This is a genomic window from Oceanimonas smirnovii ATCC BAA-899, assembly GCF_000381965.1.
Taxonomy (GTDB): Bacteria; Pseudomonadota; Gammaproteobacteria; order Enterobacterales; family Aeromonadaceae; genus Oceanimonas; species Oceanimonas smirnovii.
Genome location: NZ_KB908471.1, coordinates 58,974 through 76,506, shown reverse-complemented (window position 1 = coordinate 76,506; position 17,533 = coordinate 58,974). Strand labels below are relative to the sequence as shown.

The 17,533-nt window shown below is 56.3% G+C and carries 13 protein-coding genes; 6 read left to right on the top strand and 7 right to left on the bottom strand.

Features of this window, described 5'->3' with window-relative positions; genetic code table 11:
* A partial coding sequence (locus G364_RS0115335) for a tyrosine-type recombinase/integrase (protein WP_019936023.1) occupies positions 1-459 on the bottom strand: 459 nt, incomplete at its 3' end.
* Between the two features lie 316 nt (positions 460-775).
* On the bottom strand, positions 776-3,340 hold the full coding sequence (locus G364_RS0115330; protein ID WP_019936022.1) for an EAL domain-containing protein: 2,565 nt from the start codon (positions 3,338-3,340) through the stop codon (positions 776-778).
* A gap of 195 nt (positions 3,341-3,535) precedes the next feature.
* On the opposite strand from G364_RS0115330, the gene G364_RS0115325 reads away from it, so the two are divergent.
* A complete protein-coding gene (locus tag G364_RS0115325; protein ID WP_019936021.1) occupies positions 3,536-4,375 on the top strand; it encodes an NAD-dependent protein deacetylase in 840 nt (279 codons plus the stop codon).
* A 46-nt stretch (positions 4,376-4,421) separates the two neighbouring features.
* Here G364_RS0115325 and G364_RS0115320 read toward each other — a convergent pair whose 3' ends face one another.
* Positions 4,422-6,332 (bottom strand): methyl-accepting chemotaxis protein, encoded by a 1,911-nt coding sequence (locus G364_RS0115320; RefSeq protein WP_019936020.1) that lies wholly within the window; start codon positions 6,330-6,332, stop codon positions 4,422-4,424.
* 228 nt (positions 6,333-6,560) lie between these two features.
* Between G364_RS0115320 and G364_RS0115315 the strand changes: the two genes are divergently transcribed.
* The 3 genes from G364_RS0115315 to G364_RS0115305 all read left to right on the top strand — a co-directional run bounded on the left by G364_RS0115315 (position 6,561) and on the right by G364_RS0115305 (position 10,520).
* Positions 6,561-8,237 carry a sensor histidine kinase gene (locus tag G364_RS0115315; RefSeq protein WP_019936019.1) on the top strand — a complete coding sequence of 559 codons (1,677 nt, stop codon included), beginning with the start codon at positions 6,561-6,563 and terminating at the stop codon, positions 8,235-8,237.
* Positions 8,234-8,944 (top strand): two-component system response regulator BtsR, encoded by a 711-nt coding sequence (btsR, locus tag G364_RS0115310; protein WP_019936018.1) that lies wholly within the window; start codon positions 8,234-8,236, stop codon positions 8,942-8,944. Before G364_RS0115315 ends, btsR begins: the two co-directional genes overlap by 4 nt.
* A gap of 139 nt (positions 8,945-9,083) precedes the next feature.
* A complete protein-coding gene (locus G364_RS0115305; RefSeq protein ID WP_019936017.1) occupies positions 9,084-10,520 on the top strand; it encodes a carbon starvation CstA family protein in 1,437 nt (478 codons plus the stop codon).
* 17 nt (positions 10,521-10,537) lie between these two features.
* On the opposite strand, the gene G364_RS0115300 is transcribed toward G364_RS0115305, so the two are convergent.
* From G364_RS0115300 to G364_RS0115290, 3 genes are read right to left on the bottom strand one after another with little or no spacing between them, the layout of a single operon-like run.
* Positions 10,538-11,164: an HAD family hydrolase gene (locus G364_RS0115300; protein WP_019936016.1), complete on the bottom strand. Its 627-nt coding sequence runs from the start codon at positions 11,162-11,164 to the stop codon at positions 10,538-10,540.
* A gap of 29 nt (positions 11,165-11,193) precedes the next feature.
* A complete protein-coding gene (locus G364_RS0115295; RefSeq protein ID WP_019936015.1) occupies positions 11,194-12,012 on the bottom strand; it encodes a DUF2797 domain-containing protein in 819 nt (272 codons plus the stop codon).
* A 49-nt stretch (positions 12,013-12,061) separates the two neighbouring features.
* Entirely contained in the window at positions 12,062-13,981 is a 1,920-nt protein-coding gene (locus tag G364_RS0115290; protein WP_019936014.1) for an alkaline phosphatase D family protein, read from the bottom strand.
* Between the two features lie 193 nt (positions 13,982-14,174).
* On the opposite strand from G364_RS0115290, the gene G364_RS0115285 reads away from it, so the two are divergent.
* Both G364_RS0115285 and G364_RS0115280 read left to right on the top strand, forming a co-directional pair.
* Entirely contained in the window at positions 14,175-15,845 is a 1,671-nt protein-coding gene (locus G364_RS0115285; protein WP_019936013.1) for a methyl-accepting chemotaxis protein, read from the top strand.
* Positions 15,846-15,918: 73 nt separating this feature from the next.
* The gene (locus G364_RS0115280; RefSeq protein WP_019936012.1) at positions 15,919-16,962 is read left to right on the top strand and encodes an AI-2E family transporter; all 1,044 of its coding nucleotides are present in this window, start codon (positions 15,919-15,921) and stop codon (positions 16,960-16,962) included.
* A gap of 51 nt (positions 16,963-17,013) precedes the next feature.
* Here the strand turns inward: G364_RS0115280 and G364_RS0115275 are convergent, their stop codons facing one another.
* Positions 17,014-17,523 (bottom strand): ureidoglycolate lyase, encoded by a 510-nt coding sequence (locus tag G364_RS0115275; protein WP_019936011.1) that lies wholly within the window; start codon positions 17,521-17,523, stop codon positions 17,014-17,016.
* Between the last annotated feature and the right edge of the window lie 10 nt (positions 17,524-17,533).

The window sequence follows — 17,533 nt, the reverse complement described above, 5'->3', positions numbered from 1 at the left end:
GTCAATATCGGCCACGGTCAGCGACAGTCCTTCGCCAAGCCGCAGCCCCAGGCTGTAGAGGGTATAGAAGAACATCTGGTAGCGACGTTGTCGGGTCATGCTGATCAGCAGGCCGACTTCGGCGGGTGAGAGAATATCGGGCAAGGTGCTGAGCTGCGGCGGTTTGACGATGTCGAGCCACTGCCATTGTTTATCGAGCGTATGGCGATAAAAAAACTGCAGGCCATTGCGGTCGAGCTTGACGGTACTCCAGGAATGGCTGTCAATCAGGCTGACGAAGTACTGTTTAAGTTGGGCAGTCGTCAGGTTGTCCGGCGGGCAGTCAAAAAATGCGGCGATCCGCCTCACGGCTCGGGCATAGGCGTCAATGGTCGCGGGTCGTTTGCCCTGCAGGGTTAAATTATTGAGATGCTGCTGATACAGCGTATCGAAGTGGCGTTGCTGTTGGCTATTCATCATACTATCTCCAGTCCACTACCCCTCTGGTAGGGCCCTGAGATCAGTATGATGTGCAGCGCCATTGTTCTGCCGCGCAGCGGCTTAGTTCAACAAGGCGTTTAAGAGGGATACCACCGGATGCGGCTTCCAACGTAAGCTCACCTGCATCCACCGCTTTTTTGACGCGCTCAGTTAATAGCTCAAAAAAAACGGCGTTTGTACTCAGTGCCGCCGTTCTCTTTTAAATGTCGCTCTTGGTTTCCAATACAGAGAAACGATAACTGCCATAGTCCGGCTATTCAATGCGCTGCTTTTTTTGTGCTTCCTGTGTGCCGCTTTATTCTGGCAGTATTGAGGGTAATCGCAAAATATCCTCAAGGGGAACAGGCCGGGAAAAACGGAACCCCTGTAATAAATCACAGCCGCGCATAATCAGGTCTTGCTGCTGCTCTTTTGTTTCAACGCCTTCGGCTACAACTTCCAGCCCCAGATGGTGCGCCATGGTAATCACCCCCTGCACAATGGCGGCATTATCTTTATCAACAGTAATATCGCTGATAAAGCTGCGATCCAGTTTTACTTGGTTAATGGGCAGTTTACGAAGGTAGCTGAGACTGGAAAAACCAGTGCCAAAATCATCAATCGCTACCCTTACTCCCAGCTCGCGAATAGCTCTGAGATTATCGATAGCCGTTTCGGTACCAGTCATCAGAACTCCTTCCGTCAGCTCCAGTTCCAGAAGATGTGGTGCCAGACAGGTTTCCTGTAAAATATGTTTAATATCACTGAATATGTTGCCCCGCTGAAAGCTGAGCGGAGAAATATTGACTGCCACTGAAAGCGGCTGAGTATTACGCGAGGCATTGATAATGGTAATATCTTTACAGGCCTGGCGCAGAACCCAGTGGCCAATACCGATAATTTTTCCGGTTTCTTCTGCCAGAGGAATAAAGTCACCAGGGAAAATCAGTCCTCGCTCAGGGTGATGCCAACGTATTAATGCTTCAAGGCTGCGTATTTCACCGGTGCGGGCATCTACCAGCGGCTGATAGTGCATGATAAATTGCCCCTGCTCCAGCGCCTCCTCAATTTCACGCCTCAGATTGATATGATGATGAATATGAGAGGTGATGCTGCCGCTATACCATTGCCAGTGATGATAGCCCTGCCGCTTGGCTTCCCGCATGGCAAGTCTGGCATGCTGAATTAACAGTCTGCTGTCGTGTGTTTTTTCATCACTGGTGGCAACGCCAATGCTGGCACTCAGATACAAACGCTGATCTTTAATAAAAAATGGCTGCTCAAGCAATGACAACAAACTTTCAGCGGCCTTGATAATACCGGCCTCATCCCGGTTCGGCAGCAGAATGCCGAAATCATCTCCGCCAAGACGGGCAACCATATCGCCCGAGTTTAACCAGCCGGCCAGCCGCTGCCCTACACTTTTAAGTAACTGATCTCCCGCATAATGACCCAAAGCATCATTAATCACTTTAAAACCATCAAGATTGAGTGCCAGCACAGCCAGCTCTCGTGATTGTTGACGGCACAACCGATAATATTCTGTCAGCCGCTCATGGAACGCAACCCGGTTGGGCAGCCCGGTAAGCACATCATGACTGCGCTGAAAACGCAGCGCTTCCTCATTTTCACGCTGTTTGGTGATATCCTGCTGAATGCCAATATAATGAGTACATTGTCCAAGCGAGTTAAATACTGGTGCAATAATCAGCTGATTCCAGAAAGGCGTGCCGTCTTTGCGGTAGTTAAGCAGCGTACATTCATGCTCCCGACAAGCAGAGATAGCCTCCTTAATAGCTGACACTGCCTGAGGGTCTGTATTGCTGCCCTGCAGAAAACGACAATTTCGCCCCAGCACGTCTTCACGTAAATACCCGGTAATATTTAAAAAGGCTTTATTTACATAAACCAGTGGCATATCGGGTAAGGTGGCATCTGCCATCACAACCCCGTTGGGGGTAGCTTCAATGCCGCGTTTGAGTAAATGCAGCTCGGCTGCCTGCGCCTGTTGCAGGGTAATATCGCGCCCTATGCCATATATACCCATTACCCTGCCATCAACCATAATCGGCAGATTAGTCACATCCAGCCAATAGCGCTCACCATTGGCATTATAGGCTGTCAGCTCATAACGCTGTGGCTGGCCCTCACATACCAGCTTAAAGGCTTCCCTGGCCCGCGCTTTATTTTCTTCTGCCATGAACTGCTCATAATGCCGCCCCTTTATCTGCTCCAGCGAGAATCCGGTTATTTGAGTCAGAGCACGATTGGCATCAAGCAGGTAGCCTTGCAAGTCCAGTTCAAATACCGCGTCAGGATGGTGAGTAAACAGTGAGCGAAAGCGTTGTTCATTCCATGCCAGCGCCTGTCTGTCACGCTGGCGGGCAATGGCCAGTGCAAGCAGGCCGGCAGACTGGATCAGCAGGCTGCGTTCCTGAACTGAAGGCGATCTGGGATAATGATGATAGATGGCAAACGTACCCAATAACTCATGATTGGATGTCAGTACAGGAGCAGACCAGCATGATGCCACGCCTTCAGCACGGGTATATTGCAGAAAGGGTACCCAGTTGGGATCTTGTTCAATATTTTCGGTAATGACCACATCACGGTTGTATGCACTGACGCCACAGGCACCAATGGCTGGTCCTACCGGTAAGCGCTGAAGTGCCCGACAGTAGCCGTCAGACAGCCCGTGACCGGCGGTCAGGCTCAAGGTGCCATCTTCTGAGTCCAGCATCATCAAGGATATCCGCGCGCTGGGTAACTGCTGCGCCACCATCTTAATAATACTGTCCAGAATATCGCCAAGTAGGGCATGCCGTGCAATTTGATCCTGAATAGCTTGCTGCATGGCAAGCGCGTTATGCGCTTGAGTCATATGCTTTTCTCTAAAATGGTGGGAGAAAGATGGACATTAGTCACGATAGTAAGCAATCAGGCCAGCACTGAAAAGCGCCATTGTCGTTATCACTTATTTTTAGACGCTGATGTTCTTTTTTGAAATTCCTTCTTCACTGGCCGGCTCTGTGAATATATTGAATACTGTTTACTGCATTGCTCCGGAGCTAACACCATGACTGACACCACCGCCGCGCTGCTTGAGTTTATTGACCAACACCCTCGCCTGCTGGTGCTTACCGGTGCCGGCATCAGCACCGATTCGGGCATTCCCGATTACCGGGATCAGCAGGGCCAGTGGAAGCGTCAGCAGCCGGTGCAGCATCCGGATTTTATGGGGTGTGAGCATACTCGCCGGCGCTATTGGGGCCGCAGTCTCGTGGGCTGGCCGGTGATGCGGGATGCACAGCCCAATCCGGCCCACACTGCGCTGGCACAGCTGGAGCAGCTGGGGCATATCAGCCTGCTGGTCACTCAGAATGTGGATGGCCTGCATCAGCGCGCCGGCAGCCAAAAAGTCGTGGATTTGCACGGCCGCTCCGACAGCGTAGTATGCATGAGCTGCCATTATCGCTGCAGCCGCAATGAAACCCACCAGCGCAGTGCCGAGCTGAATCCGGACTTTATTCATTACACGGCCGCCACAGCGCCCGACGGCGATGCGGATCTGGAGGTGGATTTCAGTCGTTTTCGTGTGCCCGAGTGCCACCAGTGCGGCGGCATTCTTAAACCCGATGTGGTGTTCTTTGGCGACAATGTGCCCAGGCAGCGAGTACAGGATTCGCTGAGCGCCATTGAAGCGGCCGACGGCCTGCTGGTGATTGGTTCATCGCTGATGGTGTATTCCGGCTTTCGCTTCTGCCGCAAGGCGCAGGAATGGAACAAGCCCATCGCCGCGCTGACCCTTGGCAAAACCCGCGCCGATGAGCTGCTCAGCCTGAAACTGAATGCGCCCATTACGCCGCTGTTGCAGGGAGCGCTGAGCGGGCTGGCGTCTCGGAAAATAAGCCAGTGACGAAAACAAACAGGGCGGCTGATGCCGCCCTGAGTTTCTTCAGCGTTTACACGCGAAAGCGTCCTACCAGCTCCTGCAGCTGAGTGGCCAGTCGCGCCAGCTCTGCACTGGCCTGAGCAGTCTGGCCCACAGAGTGGCCGCTTTGCTCGGCAATGTCGTTAATCAGGCTCATGCTGCGGTTCACGTCTTCCGCCACGGCGGACTGCTCTTCTACTGCAGCAGCCACCTGAGTGTTCATGTCGTGAATGGCGTCCACGGCAGTTTTTATATTGCCCAGACGGCTGGCAACCGTGTTGGCTTCACTCACGGCGGTTTCGGTTTTTTGCTGATTGCGCTCCATCACTGCCACCACATTCTGGGTACTTTGCTGAATGCTGGTAACCAGCTGTTCAATTTCACCCGTGCTTTGCTGAGTGCGCTGAGCCAGACTGCGCACTTCTTCCGCCACCACCGAGAAACCTTTGCCGGCATCACCGGCCCGGGCCGCTTCTATGGCCGCGTTCAGCGCCAGCAGGTTGGTCTGGTCGGCAATGGTGTGGATCACTTCCAGCATTTTGCCAATATCACCGTTCTGGCGGGCCAGCTCCTGGATCATGGCAGAGGCCTGATTTACCTCACCGGCCAGCTCGTCCATGATCTGCACATTGCGGGTAACTGCTTCGCGGCCGTCTTCGGTGGTGGCTGTGGTCTGGCGGGCGGTATCGGCCGCGCTGCCGGTATTGCCGGCGATTTCCTGAATCGACATGGTCATCTGATGCATGGCGGTCACCACCTGGGTGGTCTGGTCACGCTGACTGTCCACGCCCTGCCGGGTTTCCTGCGCCACCTGAGACAGCTCCTCAGTGGCGGCGGCCATATGGCCGGTAGCGTCCGATACCCGCCGCACCAGCTCCTGCACCTTCACCACAAAGCGGTTATAGGCTTTGGCCAGCTCGGTCAGCTCGTCGTTGCCGGTTTCGGCCAGCCGGCGGGTCAGGTCTCCTTCACCATCGGCAATGTCCTGCAAATTAAGCACGGTTTGCTGCAGCGGTTGCACTATGCTGCGGGCCAGCATCAGTGCCACCAGCACAGACACCAGCAAGGCCCCCGCGGCTAACAGGCCCACAAACAGCCGGGTAGCGGCCAGGTTATCGGCATAGAAGCTGCGATCCATGGCAATTTCCACCACGGCAATGGGCTTGCCGGCATAGTCGTTCAGGGTGCGGGCCAGGGTGGCAAAATGCAGCTCGCCCCGGTCAGCCCGGCCCTGCACAGGGTCACCCTGCCAGGCGGCCAGCAGTTGCTGCTGTGTGTTCAGGCTGCCACCGTTAATAGTGGACGCCAGCTGCTCCGCCCGGTTGCCGTTAATCACATGAATGGCAATACCGGCATTAAACTCGTCACTGAAGTGAGCAGCAAAGTCCTGAGCCAGATTCAGACCAAACTCTACCGATCCCAGATGGCGGCCATATTGGCTGATGGGTGACAGGCCGCGAATGCCAATGCCGGCCACGCCGCCGTCAAGCCCGCGCACCGGTGCCCGGCTCTGGTTGGTGGCCACTATGGTAGCCCTTAACCGGGAGAGATCGTCACCGTATTGTTCCGGATTGTGCAGCCGCAAAAAGGAGGTGGCCGGCGCGGTATGAAACTGAAACTGGGCCACGCCATAGTGCTGCTGCAAACGCTGGAACACCGGCAGAAACTGGTCACTCAGTCCGGCACGATCGGCGCTGGCAAAGCGTTGCTGCACATCGGGCTGAGCCGCTACCATGGCGCTCATGGCCTCGGCAAACAGCGCCTGAGTGTCAATCTGAGCATTCACGGCATCGAAAAGACTTTGCAGCTCACGTTTTTCCGCCTGACTAATCAAGCGGTTGGCGTTGGCAAGATAGAAGAAAGACATGGCGATAACCGTGATCACCATCAATGCTCCCATCCCCACAGACAGACGGGTGCCAATATTCACTTTTCTGAACAATGCAATTTCCTTGCGATTTATTATGTAATTAAGGGATTCTGGTCGCCCTAATGAATCGGCAGAAGCAGACAAATACTTGAGTGTTTAGCTAGGTTTTTACGTTATAAGTTTGAGCTGTTTAAGGGTAAATGGTTCTAAAAACCGCATCAATCACGGCTGCCGGGCCACTTTCAATCTTAGGCGGGCACAGGCTATGATCAGTGCAGCCTTTATGTTCAGGGAGCCGCCATGTCACTGATCCTGCTGCTTATCCAGCAGATGTCTCTGTATCTGGTGATTGTTTACCTGATCAGCCGCACTCCCTTATTCAGGCTCTTTACTGAAGCTGCCACCCGGCTGCCCCATAAAGTATTTATTTATCTGTTCTTTTCCTGTTTTTGCATCATGGCTACCTATTTTGGTGAGCAGACCCATGGTGCCATTGCCAACACCCGGGCCATGGGCGCTGTGCTGGGTGGCCTGCTCGGTGGCCCGGTTACCGGGGCGCTGGTGGGGCTTACCGGCGGGCTGCATCGCTACAGTCTGGGCGGCTTTACCGACCTGGCCTGCGCCGTATCCACCACCCTGGAAGGGCTGCTGGCCGGTGTGGTCAGTTTGTATTTGCGCCGCACCGGCAGAAGCGAACAGGTGTTCCATCCGCTGTGGGTATTTCTGCTCACACTCGCGGCCGAGCTGATGCAGATGGCCATTATATTGCTGCTGGCCCGCCCCTTTGACGATGCCCTGGCGCTGGTGCTGCAAATCGCTCCCTCCATGCTGCTGGTAAACTCGGTGGGAGCTGCGCTGTTTATGAGCATGATTCGGGATCAGAAGGCCATGTACGACAAGCAGTCTTCCGCCTTCTCGACCAAGGCGCTGAAAATTGCCGAGCGCAGCGTGGGCCTGCTCAGCAAGGGCTTTAACCAGGAAACCAGTACCCAGGTAGCACGCATTTTGATAGAAGAAACCAAAGTCGGTGCCGTGGCCATTACCGACCGGGAAAAGCTGCTGGCCTTTATTGGCATCGGCGCTGATCATCATCAGCCCGGTGCCCCCATTTCCTCACAGATGACACTGGATGCCATTCACCATAACAGAGTGATGTTTGCCGACGGGGTAGAAACACCCTACGCCTGCTCCATGTCGCCTCACTGCACCCTTGGCTCAAGCCTGGTGATTCCTCTGAGAAGTGATAACGAGGTGGTGGGCACCATCAAACTGTACGAGCCCAAAAACAAGCTGTTCCTCAATATCAACCGAACCCTGGGGGAAGGCATTGCCCGGCTGTTATCAAACCAGATCCTGTTTGGCCGCTTTGTGCAGCAGCAAAATCTGCTGACTCAGGCGGAGCTGAAGCTGTTGCAGGCTCAGGTCAACCCGCATTTTCTGTTTAATGCGCTGAGCACCATAGGTGCCATTACCCGACAGGATCCCAACAAGGCGCGGCAGCTGTTACAGCAGCTCAGTCAGTTTCTGCGCATCAACCTCAAGCGCACTACCGGCCTGGTTACCCTGGGCGACGAACTGGAGCACATTCATGCTTACCTGACCATTGAGAAGGCCCGCTTTATTGACAAGCTGCGCGTGGATATCCAGATTCCCGAATCGCTGCATCGCGTGCGAATGCCGGCCTTTACCCTGCAGCCCATTATTGAAAACGCGGTCAAGCACGGCACTTCACACATGCTGGATACGGGTCATATTCAGGTGACCGCCAGCGTGAATAACGGAGAACTGCTGCTGACCGTCACAGACAACGCCGGCCTGTATCAGCCCAAAAAAGACTCGGACGGCCTGGGCATGAACCTGGTACATAAACGCATTCAGAACCTGTTTGGTCCCGGCTACGGCCTGAGCGTAACCTGTGACCCCGGTCAGCTAACCCAAGTTGACATTCGTCTGCCCCTTACGGAGCCTGCAACATGATCACCTGCCTGATTATCGACGATGAGCCCTTTGCCCGGGACGAACTGGCTGCCCAGCTGGCCGACGCCGGCGACATCGAGATAGTGGGCCAGTGCGGCAACGCCATTGAAGCCATGCAGGCTATCAGCCGGCTGCGGCCCGATCTGGTATTTCTGGATATTCAGATGCCCCGCATCAGCGGGATGGAGCTGCTTGCCATGCTGGATCCGGCCACCATGCCCCGGGTGGTGTTCGTCACCGCCTTTGACGAGTTTGCCGTGCAGGCCTTTGACCGCCATGCCTTTGACTATCTGCTCAAGCCGGTGGATGAACGGCGTCTGCAGCAGACCCTGGAGAAGGTGCGCCGGGATCTGCGCCCTCAAGGAGTGGAAACACTGGCGCCCGACCGGCTGGAGCACCTGCCCTGCTACAGCGGTCAGAAGCTGAAAGTGGTGCCGGTGGCGGAGGTAGAATATGTGTTCAGTGATCTCTCCGGTGTGCATGTAGCCACGCCCAACGAGCAGGTACACACTCATATGACCCTCAAGGTAATAGAGGAAAAAACGCCCCTGGTGCGCTGCCACCGGCAATATCTGGTGGCACCTGATGCCATTGCTGAAATTGAAATACTGGAGGCAGGTGCCGAGCTCACCACCCGGGCTGGTGCCAGCGTGCCGGTGTCGCGCCGCTATCTCAAACCCCTGAAGCAACTGTTCGGTTTTCACTGACTCCGCAGCCGGGAGTGAATGATCGTTCACTCCCGCTATCGACCGCTGACCCCGCGTTTTCGACCGCTGACTCAAGTCTCTCTTTTCCCGTCTTTATTACTGCCTACACTGGCGGCTATCTATACAAGAGGGTGATGTTATGACCTGGTTTTTGCTCTGCGTCGGGCTGCTGCTCGGCGGTTACTTTATTTACGGAACCCTGGTGGAAAAGGTGTTTGGTATCAAGACACAACGCCAGACTCCCGCCTTCGCACAGGGCGACGGCGTTGACTATGTGCCCATGTCCAAGGGCAAGGTCTACCTCATTCAGCTGCTTAATATTGCCGGTGTCGGCCCCATCTTCGGCCCCATTCTGGGCGCACTGTACGGCCCCGCCGCCATGCTGTGGATTGTGCTGGGCTGCATTCTGGCCGGCGGTGTGCACGACTATTTCTCCGGCATGTTGTCAGTGCGCAATGGCGGTCAGTCGGTGCCCAACCTGGCGGGCAAGTATCTGGGCCGCAGCGCAAAAAACTTTATGAACGTGTTCGCCATTGTGCTGCTGCTGCTGGTGGGCGTGGTATTCATCTCCGCCCCCGCCGGCCTGCTGGCCAAGATCACCGGCGTGAGCGTGTCGGTGTTTGTGGGCGTGATCTTCGTGTATTACCTGCTGGCCACCATAGTGCCGGTCGACAAGATTATCGGTCGTCTGTATCCCTTCTTCGGTGCCCTGCTGATCTTCATGTCGGTGGGCCTCACCGTGGCGCTGGCGTTTTCCAGTGAGCACACCATGCTGCCGGGCTTTGAAATGGGGGATTTCTTTCAGAACCTGAACCCCAACGACATGCCGCTGTGGCCGGCGCTGTTTATTACCATTGCCTGTGGTGCGGTATCCGGTTTTCATGCCACTCAGTCGCCGCTGATGGCGCGCTGCGTGGAAAACGAAAGCAATGGCCGCTTTGTGTTTTATGGTGCCATGATAGGTGAAGGCATTATCGCGCTGATCTGGTGCGCCATTGCCCTGTCCTTCTTCGGTGGCGTGGAAGGTCTAAACACCGGTATGGGTGGCAACCCGGCCAACCTGGTATATGAGGCCTCTACCGGCCTGCTGGGTGCCGTAGGCGGCTTTATGGCGGTGCTGGGCGTGATTGTGCTGCCCATTACCTCCGGCGACACTGCCTTTCGCTCTGCCCGGCTGATCCTGGCGGAGTATTTCAACATGCCGCAACATCGCCTGCCCAAACGGCTGCTGCTGGCCTTGCCGCTGTTTGCGACCGGCGCAGTACTGACACAGGTGGACTTCGGCATTATCTGGCGTTACTTCGGCGTTGCCAACCAGGCTACCGCCGTCATGATGCTGTGGACTGCCTCGGCCTATCTGCTGCGCCACAACAAGCTGCACTGGATTGCTACCGTGCCGGCCATGTTCATGACCACAGTCGTCATCAGCTTTCTGCTGAACTCAGCCACCCTGGGCGCGGGTCTGCCGATGACGCTGTCTACCGTCACCGGCATTGTGCTCACCCTGGTGATCACTGCCCTGATCATTACCCGCATCAAGGGCCGTAATGAACACCTGCTGGCCGACGATGCCTGAACGCCTGATGTGAGTGACTATCGTACGCGTGCATCACTCTGCTGCCAGGCCTCAATAAAGCCGTGGTAGCAAGGCACCAGCAGATCTGCCTGATGGGCATAGTCAGGAATGGTGTCGGGAAAATAGAGCGCGCAGCGGCTGCCGGCATTTTGTGCGGTTTGCAGGTCAAACAGATAGTCACCCACATACAGAATATTGGCGGGGGCCAGCTGCCATTGCCGGCAGATAAGGTGAATGCCCTCAGGATGCGGTTTGGGCTGGGCATCGTGGCGGGTAAGCACCAGATCAATGTCGATGCCCAGCTTGTTGATGGTGAGCTGGGCCGCTTCGGGAATATTGCGGGTTAAAATGGCCAGGGGCAGCGAGCGGCTCCGCAAAAAGGCAATCAGCTCTTTGGCACCGTCCACCCAGCTGGAGCTGTGGGATGCCCGGCATTCATATTCATGAATAATGGCCAGGGCACGCTCCCGTTCGGCGGCGCCGCTCAGGCTGTCTACATGGGCCAGCACGTCTTCTCCCGGCCCCATACCCAGCTCACGGCGCAAACCGGGAAAGTCGGGGTTGGAATGGGCCAGGGTGCCGTCGAGATCAAAGATAACGCCCTGAATCTCATCAAAGTTAAAATTACTGAATTGCGTAATCACTGCCGCTCCTTACCGTTAATAACAAGCCTTCAGCCCAGCGTCACTTCATAACCGGTGAACTTGCGCAGGTTAATTACTCCGGTGTCAAGCATCAGATACTGACCCTTGATGCCCAGCAGGGTGCCGGCCACTTCGGGGTTTTTATCAAAGTTATGACTGGTGATTTTGGTGGGATATTCCAGCACCGGATAGCTCAGCTCCACCACAGGCTCATCCAGCACGGTAATGGCATTTTCGCCGTATTTGAGCGTAAGTTCGGCGAGTTTTTCCTTAATTTCCGGCAGCAGACGTTTAGCTTCGGCTTTCAGATCCAGCGGGGCTTCGTCCCCCTTGAGCATGGCGCGCCAGTTGGTTTTATCGGCCACCATGCCGGCCAGTGCCACTTCCACAAAGCCGGACAGCTGGCGGGTAGCCACCTTCAGCAGCGGCAGCGCCTGAGTGGCACCCTGATCAATCCAGCGGGTGGGCACCTGAGTGTGGCGGGTAATGCCCACCTTAAGGCCGGAGGTATTGGCCAGATAGACAATGTGCTCCACCATGCAATGGCTGTCGCCCCACTCCGGCTCGCGGCAGGTGCCTTCAAAGTAGTGACAGGTTTCCGGCTTCATCACGCACATATCGCAGCGGGCCAGCTTTTTCATGCAGGGAAAGCAGTGCCCCTGTGAGTAGCTTTTTTTGGTTTTGCGGCCACAGGCATTACAAAAGATATTGCCGCTGAAGGTCAGCCGAAGGGGCTTGCCCAGAAAGGCATTCAGGCTGGTGCGCTGCTCGCCCAGGGCCAGCTCATAGGCCACCGGGGAGCCAGGCTGCGCCGGCATTTTGATCAGGGTTCCGGTAAGGTTGCTCATGCTTGCTTCATGGTTGTGTTGTTATGACGCCATTCTACCAGCCTCAGCCCTACTCTGCCTGCCGGCCTTGCTGCTGCAATTCCACCGGGCTGGTTTTCATGTCAGGCTCGATAAAATCCACCACGCCGTCGGCGGTAATTTGCTGCACGCACACCGGCTCACCCTGCTCATTAAAGCGCACATAGCCAATGCCGGCGCGGTTCAGCAGCCGCTCTCCCTTTGACGCTCCCACGGGTGAATGGGGACTGATGCGCAGCTTGCGCCGGCGGGTAAACCAGTTCAGCGGCGAGCGCGGCGCATAGAGCCAGCGATTAAGCCGGTCCAGCACATCCAGCAGCCGGCGCGGAAATTCATTCTTGATACCGCTGCTGGTGATCTGCCAGATATGAGGATCGCCGCCGCGCTGACGCACACGAATGTCATACATAAAGGAATAGTGCACATCACCCGAGAGGATCACATAGTTGGCCGGCGTGCGGGCATGGCGGAAAATATTGACGATCACATTGGCGGTGCCCTTGTGGGCCATCCAGTTTTCCGCATCCACCAGCAGCGGCTTGCCCAGCCAGGTAAACACCTTCTGAATTGCTTCTATCAGTTTTACCCCGAACACGGGCGTGGGCGAGATCACCACTACCGACTCGCGATTAAGCATTTCACCCTGCAGCTCGGTAAGCGCTTCCCAGTCCATCAGGCCGGAAGGCCGGTTAAGGTTGGACTCGGAACGCCAGCGCCGGGTGCGGGTGTCGAGCACCAGCAGCCGGGGTTGAGTGTCGAGGTGATATTGCCAGCCGTCAAATTTAAGCAGACAGTCGATCAGTTGATCCTGCTGTTCGCTGTCCGGCTGATCGCTCCAGGCGTACAGCCGGGTTAAAGGATCACCGGCAAAGGCATCGGGATCATTCCCCCACCCCTGGCAAATCATGTAACCGGCCAGCGCATTACCGATGATCCGTTTGGAGAACGGATGACCATAAGCGGTTTGCTCCCAGCCGGCGGTCAGGTTCCAGTCGTCGGTCACGTCGTGATCGTCAAAGATCATCAGGGTGGGCAAATGGGCCAGCAAGCGCCGCACTGCCGGCAAGCCTTCCACAAAACCAAGCAGCCGGCCCCGCTCCCGTTCATAGCGTTCTACAAATGCTTCATCCAGCGCCGGCCGGGTGTCGGGCAGCAGCCGCCAGGGCACCGGTGACCACACCAGCAGATACATGGCCAGTACTTCCGACAGGGTTATTAAGTGGTTGGCGGCACTGCTGGTAGTAAAAATGGGCTTGCGCGCGCCTTCAAAAAAGCGCTTTTGCAGCGGCAGGTTGGCATGAGTGTCGGGCAGCAGCTGATGGCGGCGATAATAACTGAGCGGATCGGCAAACAGCTCTCGGCTGTTGGCCACGGTCGCCCCTTCCAGCGTCTCGTCATACAGCCCCAGCTCCTTTATCAGCTGATGAATGGCGGTAAGCATGGGGCCGGCCACATCATCGGCATAAATTTGATCGCCGCTCATCATCAGTAATGCCGGCCGCTGCATGGGTTGCTGCTGGCGTTCACTCAGCCAGCGTTCCGCTGCCACCAGGCCGTCGGGAGCGGCATGATGGGGTTTGCGGCAGGAGCCGTGCAACATGGCATCCAGCCGGCTGCGTATCACCAGCGATGGCAAAGACTCATCATTAAAGCACAGCTCACTGCCCCACTCTGCCATGCCATGCCAGTTATGCTCAGCGGATCTTTGCCACTGCAGATCGTAGTGAACAAGCATGTCGAGCGGCAAGGGCTCATTCAGTGGCAGATCGAGCAGCTGAATATAACAGGACTCTCCCACTCTTATCTCTTGCTGGCCCTCGTCAAACAACAGTGGCTCCCGGCCCTCAAGACACAGGCGAAAGCGCAGTGACTCGCGGCTGGCCAGCCAGAAAACCAGCCGGTCGGCGTCGGCCCGGCGCACTATGGGGCCGGCAAGAATGGTGAAATCCATGGCATATCCGCTTGTTGATCAATAACAGCATAATAACCAGCCACCGGCAGGCTTTAAAGCAAAGCCTGCTCAAGTACGGACGACTTCTGCCGTTAACCTGTTGGTAAAGGCACACAATTTTACAACTGGAATGCATGACATTGCGCCATTCAAATGATACAAAGTTGTAAACAAAACCATGGTGAGATCAAGGATGAAGCGACTTTCCATCAGACAGAAAATTCTGTTGCTGGCTCTGTTACCCCTGTTGTTACTGGCGGCGGTCAGCACCTGGGTAAATGTGGCTCAGTCAATCAGGCTAAAGGAGCTGAGCGGACAAAGCCTGCATAACTCGCTGTTTGAGTCACGCAAGCAGCAACTCGCCAACTATATGGAGCTGGCCATTACCGGCATTCAGCCGCTGCTGGCCAGGGGCAACACAGAAGGGGCCAAGGCCCAGCTGCGTGGCCTGCGTTTTGACAACGGCGGTGGCTATTTCTTTGTATACAATGACGATGGCGTACAGGTAATGAGCGCCGATAACCCCGCCCGGGAAGGTAATAACTACTTTAACTCTACCAGCCCCGACGGCCGCCATCTGGTACAGGAATATATTGAGCTGGGCCGCCAGGGCGGCGGCTATGTGGAATACAGCTGGCCCAGGCTGGATGCCAGCGAAGGCTCGCCCAAACTGGCTCATATCATGCCCGTACCGGGCACCGACTGGCTGCTTGGCACCGGCTTTTATATTGATGATTTGCTGGCTTCCGTCGCCAAGCTGGAAGAAGATCTGTCTGCCTCTGTGCGTCAGGGGCTGCTCAACTCGGCGCTGTCGGCAACCCTGCTGCTGGCACTGATTGCGGCTGCCGGCCTGGTGATTGCCAGAGGCATTCATGCACCTATTCGTCAGGCAGTGCACACCATGGAAGACATCGCCCGGGGCGAAGGCGATCTGACCCGCCGGCTGGATGACAGCCAGCAAAATGAGCTGGGCACGCTGGCCCGCTCCTTTAACCAGTTTGCCGGCCAGATCAGCAGCCTGGTGCAGGATACTCGTCATTCTGCCGACACGCTGCAACAGGCCAGCAGTGAGCTGCAGCGCTTTATGGCAGAAACCGAGGACGGCATCAGTCGTCAGCACCATGAAAGCGACCAGCTGGCCACCGCCATGAATCAGATGTCGGCCACCGCCCAGGAAGTGGCCAGCAGCGCCGCCAATGCAGCCCAGGCCGCCGAGCAGGCCGAAACCCTGGTACACACTGCTCAGCAACAGCTGCAGGAAACCATCTCGGTGATTGACGGACTGGAAAATCAGGTGGCCGCCGGCGTGGAAATTATTCAGCGGCTGGGGCAGGAATCAGAGCAAATTGGCACCGTACTGGATGTGATCCGCGGCGTGGCAGAGCAAACCAACCTGCTGGCGCTGAATGCCGCCATTGAGGCAGCACGGGCCGGTGAACAGGGCCGTGGTTTTGCGGTGGTGGCCGACGAGGTTCGTACCCTGGCCGGCCGAACCCAAACCAGCACAGAAGAAATACACACCATGATCACCCAGCTGCAGCAAGGGGCCAAGGAGGCGGTACAGGCCATTGAAAACATTCGTGACGGCAGCAGCCATACCGTCACCGAAGCGCGCCGCATCGACGAAGCCCTGCTTGATATCGGCACGGCGGTAAACACCATTAATCTGATGAACGCTCAGATAGCCAGCGCGGCAGAAGAGCAGACTCAGGTGTCGGAAAGCATCAACACCAATGTGCACGAAATTGTGGCCATTGCCGGGCAGACTGATGCCGGCTCCAGGGCGGCCAGCCAGACCAGCCGCCAGCTGGGCGAGCTGGCCGGTCACCTGCAGCAACTGGTAGGTCGTTACCGTACCAGCTGAACCTGCACATTATCTGGCCTCTTTACGCCGGCTTCTTTACACTGGGGTTCCGCTTCTTACGGAACCCTTTTTCATGCGCGAAAAACTTGAACGCCGATCGTTTCTATTCACTCTGCTGATAGTCAGCATTCTGTTCGGGCTGGTACTGCGCCCCTTCTGGGGAGCCATTTTCTGGGCCTGTGCCATTACGGTGATTTTCTATCCGCTGCAACACCGTATTCTGGCGCGTATTGGCAACAAGCCCAATCGTGCCGCTCTGCTTACTCTTACCCTGTGCGTAGTGATAGTGGTGCTGCCGGTGCTGTTTATTGCGGCCTCATTTGCGCAGGAAGGACTGGCACTGTATCAGCGCATTGACAAAGGCGAAGTGAGCCCGGGCAATTTGCTGGAGCAGGTGCGCACCGCCTTTCCGTTGCTGCCCGATTTTCTGGCCAGACTGGGACTGGATCTCGACAGCGCCAGGGAGAATCTGTCTCAGGCCGCGGTGGCGGGCAGCAAGCTGCTGGCAGAAAAAGCCCTGACCGCCGGCCAGAGTACCTTTACCTTTGTGGTGGACGTGGCCTTGATGCTGTATCTGGCGTTCTTTCTGCTGCGCGATGGCCACCAGCTCACCGAGCTGCTGGTGCGGGCCCTGCCACTGGGAGATGACCGCGAGCGCATGCTGTTTGCCAAGTTTTCGGAAGTGACCCGGGCCACGGTAAAGGGCAATATTCTGGTGGCCATGGTGCAGGGTGCCCTGGGCGGCTTTATTTTCTGGGTGCTGGGTATTCCCGGGCCACTGCTGTGGGGCGTGGTGATGGCGTTTCTGTCACTGATCCCGGCCATCGGCGCGGCCCTGGTATGGCTGCCGGTAGCCATTTATCTGTTTGCTACCGGTGCCTGGATATCAGCCGTGATACTGATGGCCTTTGGTGGCCTGGTGATTGGCCTGGCCGACAATGTGCTGCGCCCGTTGCTGGTAGGCCGGGATACCAAGCTGCCCGATTATCTGGTGCTGTTCTCCACTCTTGGGGGCATCAGCCTGATGGGAGTTAACGGCTTTGTGATAGGCCCGCTGGTGGCGGCCCTGTTTCTGGTGTTCTGGGATATCTTTATGCGGGAATTTAACGGCCAGTAAACCAAAAGGCCCGCACAAATGTGCGGGCCTTTTGCATCAGCAAGCTGTGACTCAGTCCAGCTCAACGGTCAGTTGTACCGACTCGTCAAAGAAGAATTCATCACAGTTGTTGCCAGGACCACTGCGGTCAACCACCAGAAACTCGTCGTTGTTGTGCAGCGCCATGATCGGATGGTGCCATACACCGCGATGATAGTTCACACCCTGACGGCCAGTGGCACGGAAAGCACGCACAGTGGACGGGTCAATGTTCATGCTGCCATCGCCAACAGGGGCAACGACCAGCAAAAACTCGCGACCGAACAGCGGAATGAAAGACTGGGAGCCGAAAGGATGGCGCTCCAGCATTTTGATCTGCAGCGGATATTCCAGGGTTTCGGCACGGAAAATGCTGATGATGCCCTGACCCTGTTCATCCAGCTGCACTTCACCCAGTTTGTGATAACGCTGAGTGGAGCCGTTGTTGATCATGAAGTAGTCACGACCTTCGGATTCGATCACGTCGCCAAAGGGAGCAAACGCTTCCTTGGTCAGCGGCTCAATCTTGAGAGTTTTGATCATTGCTGCCTCC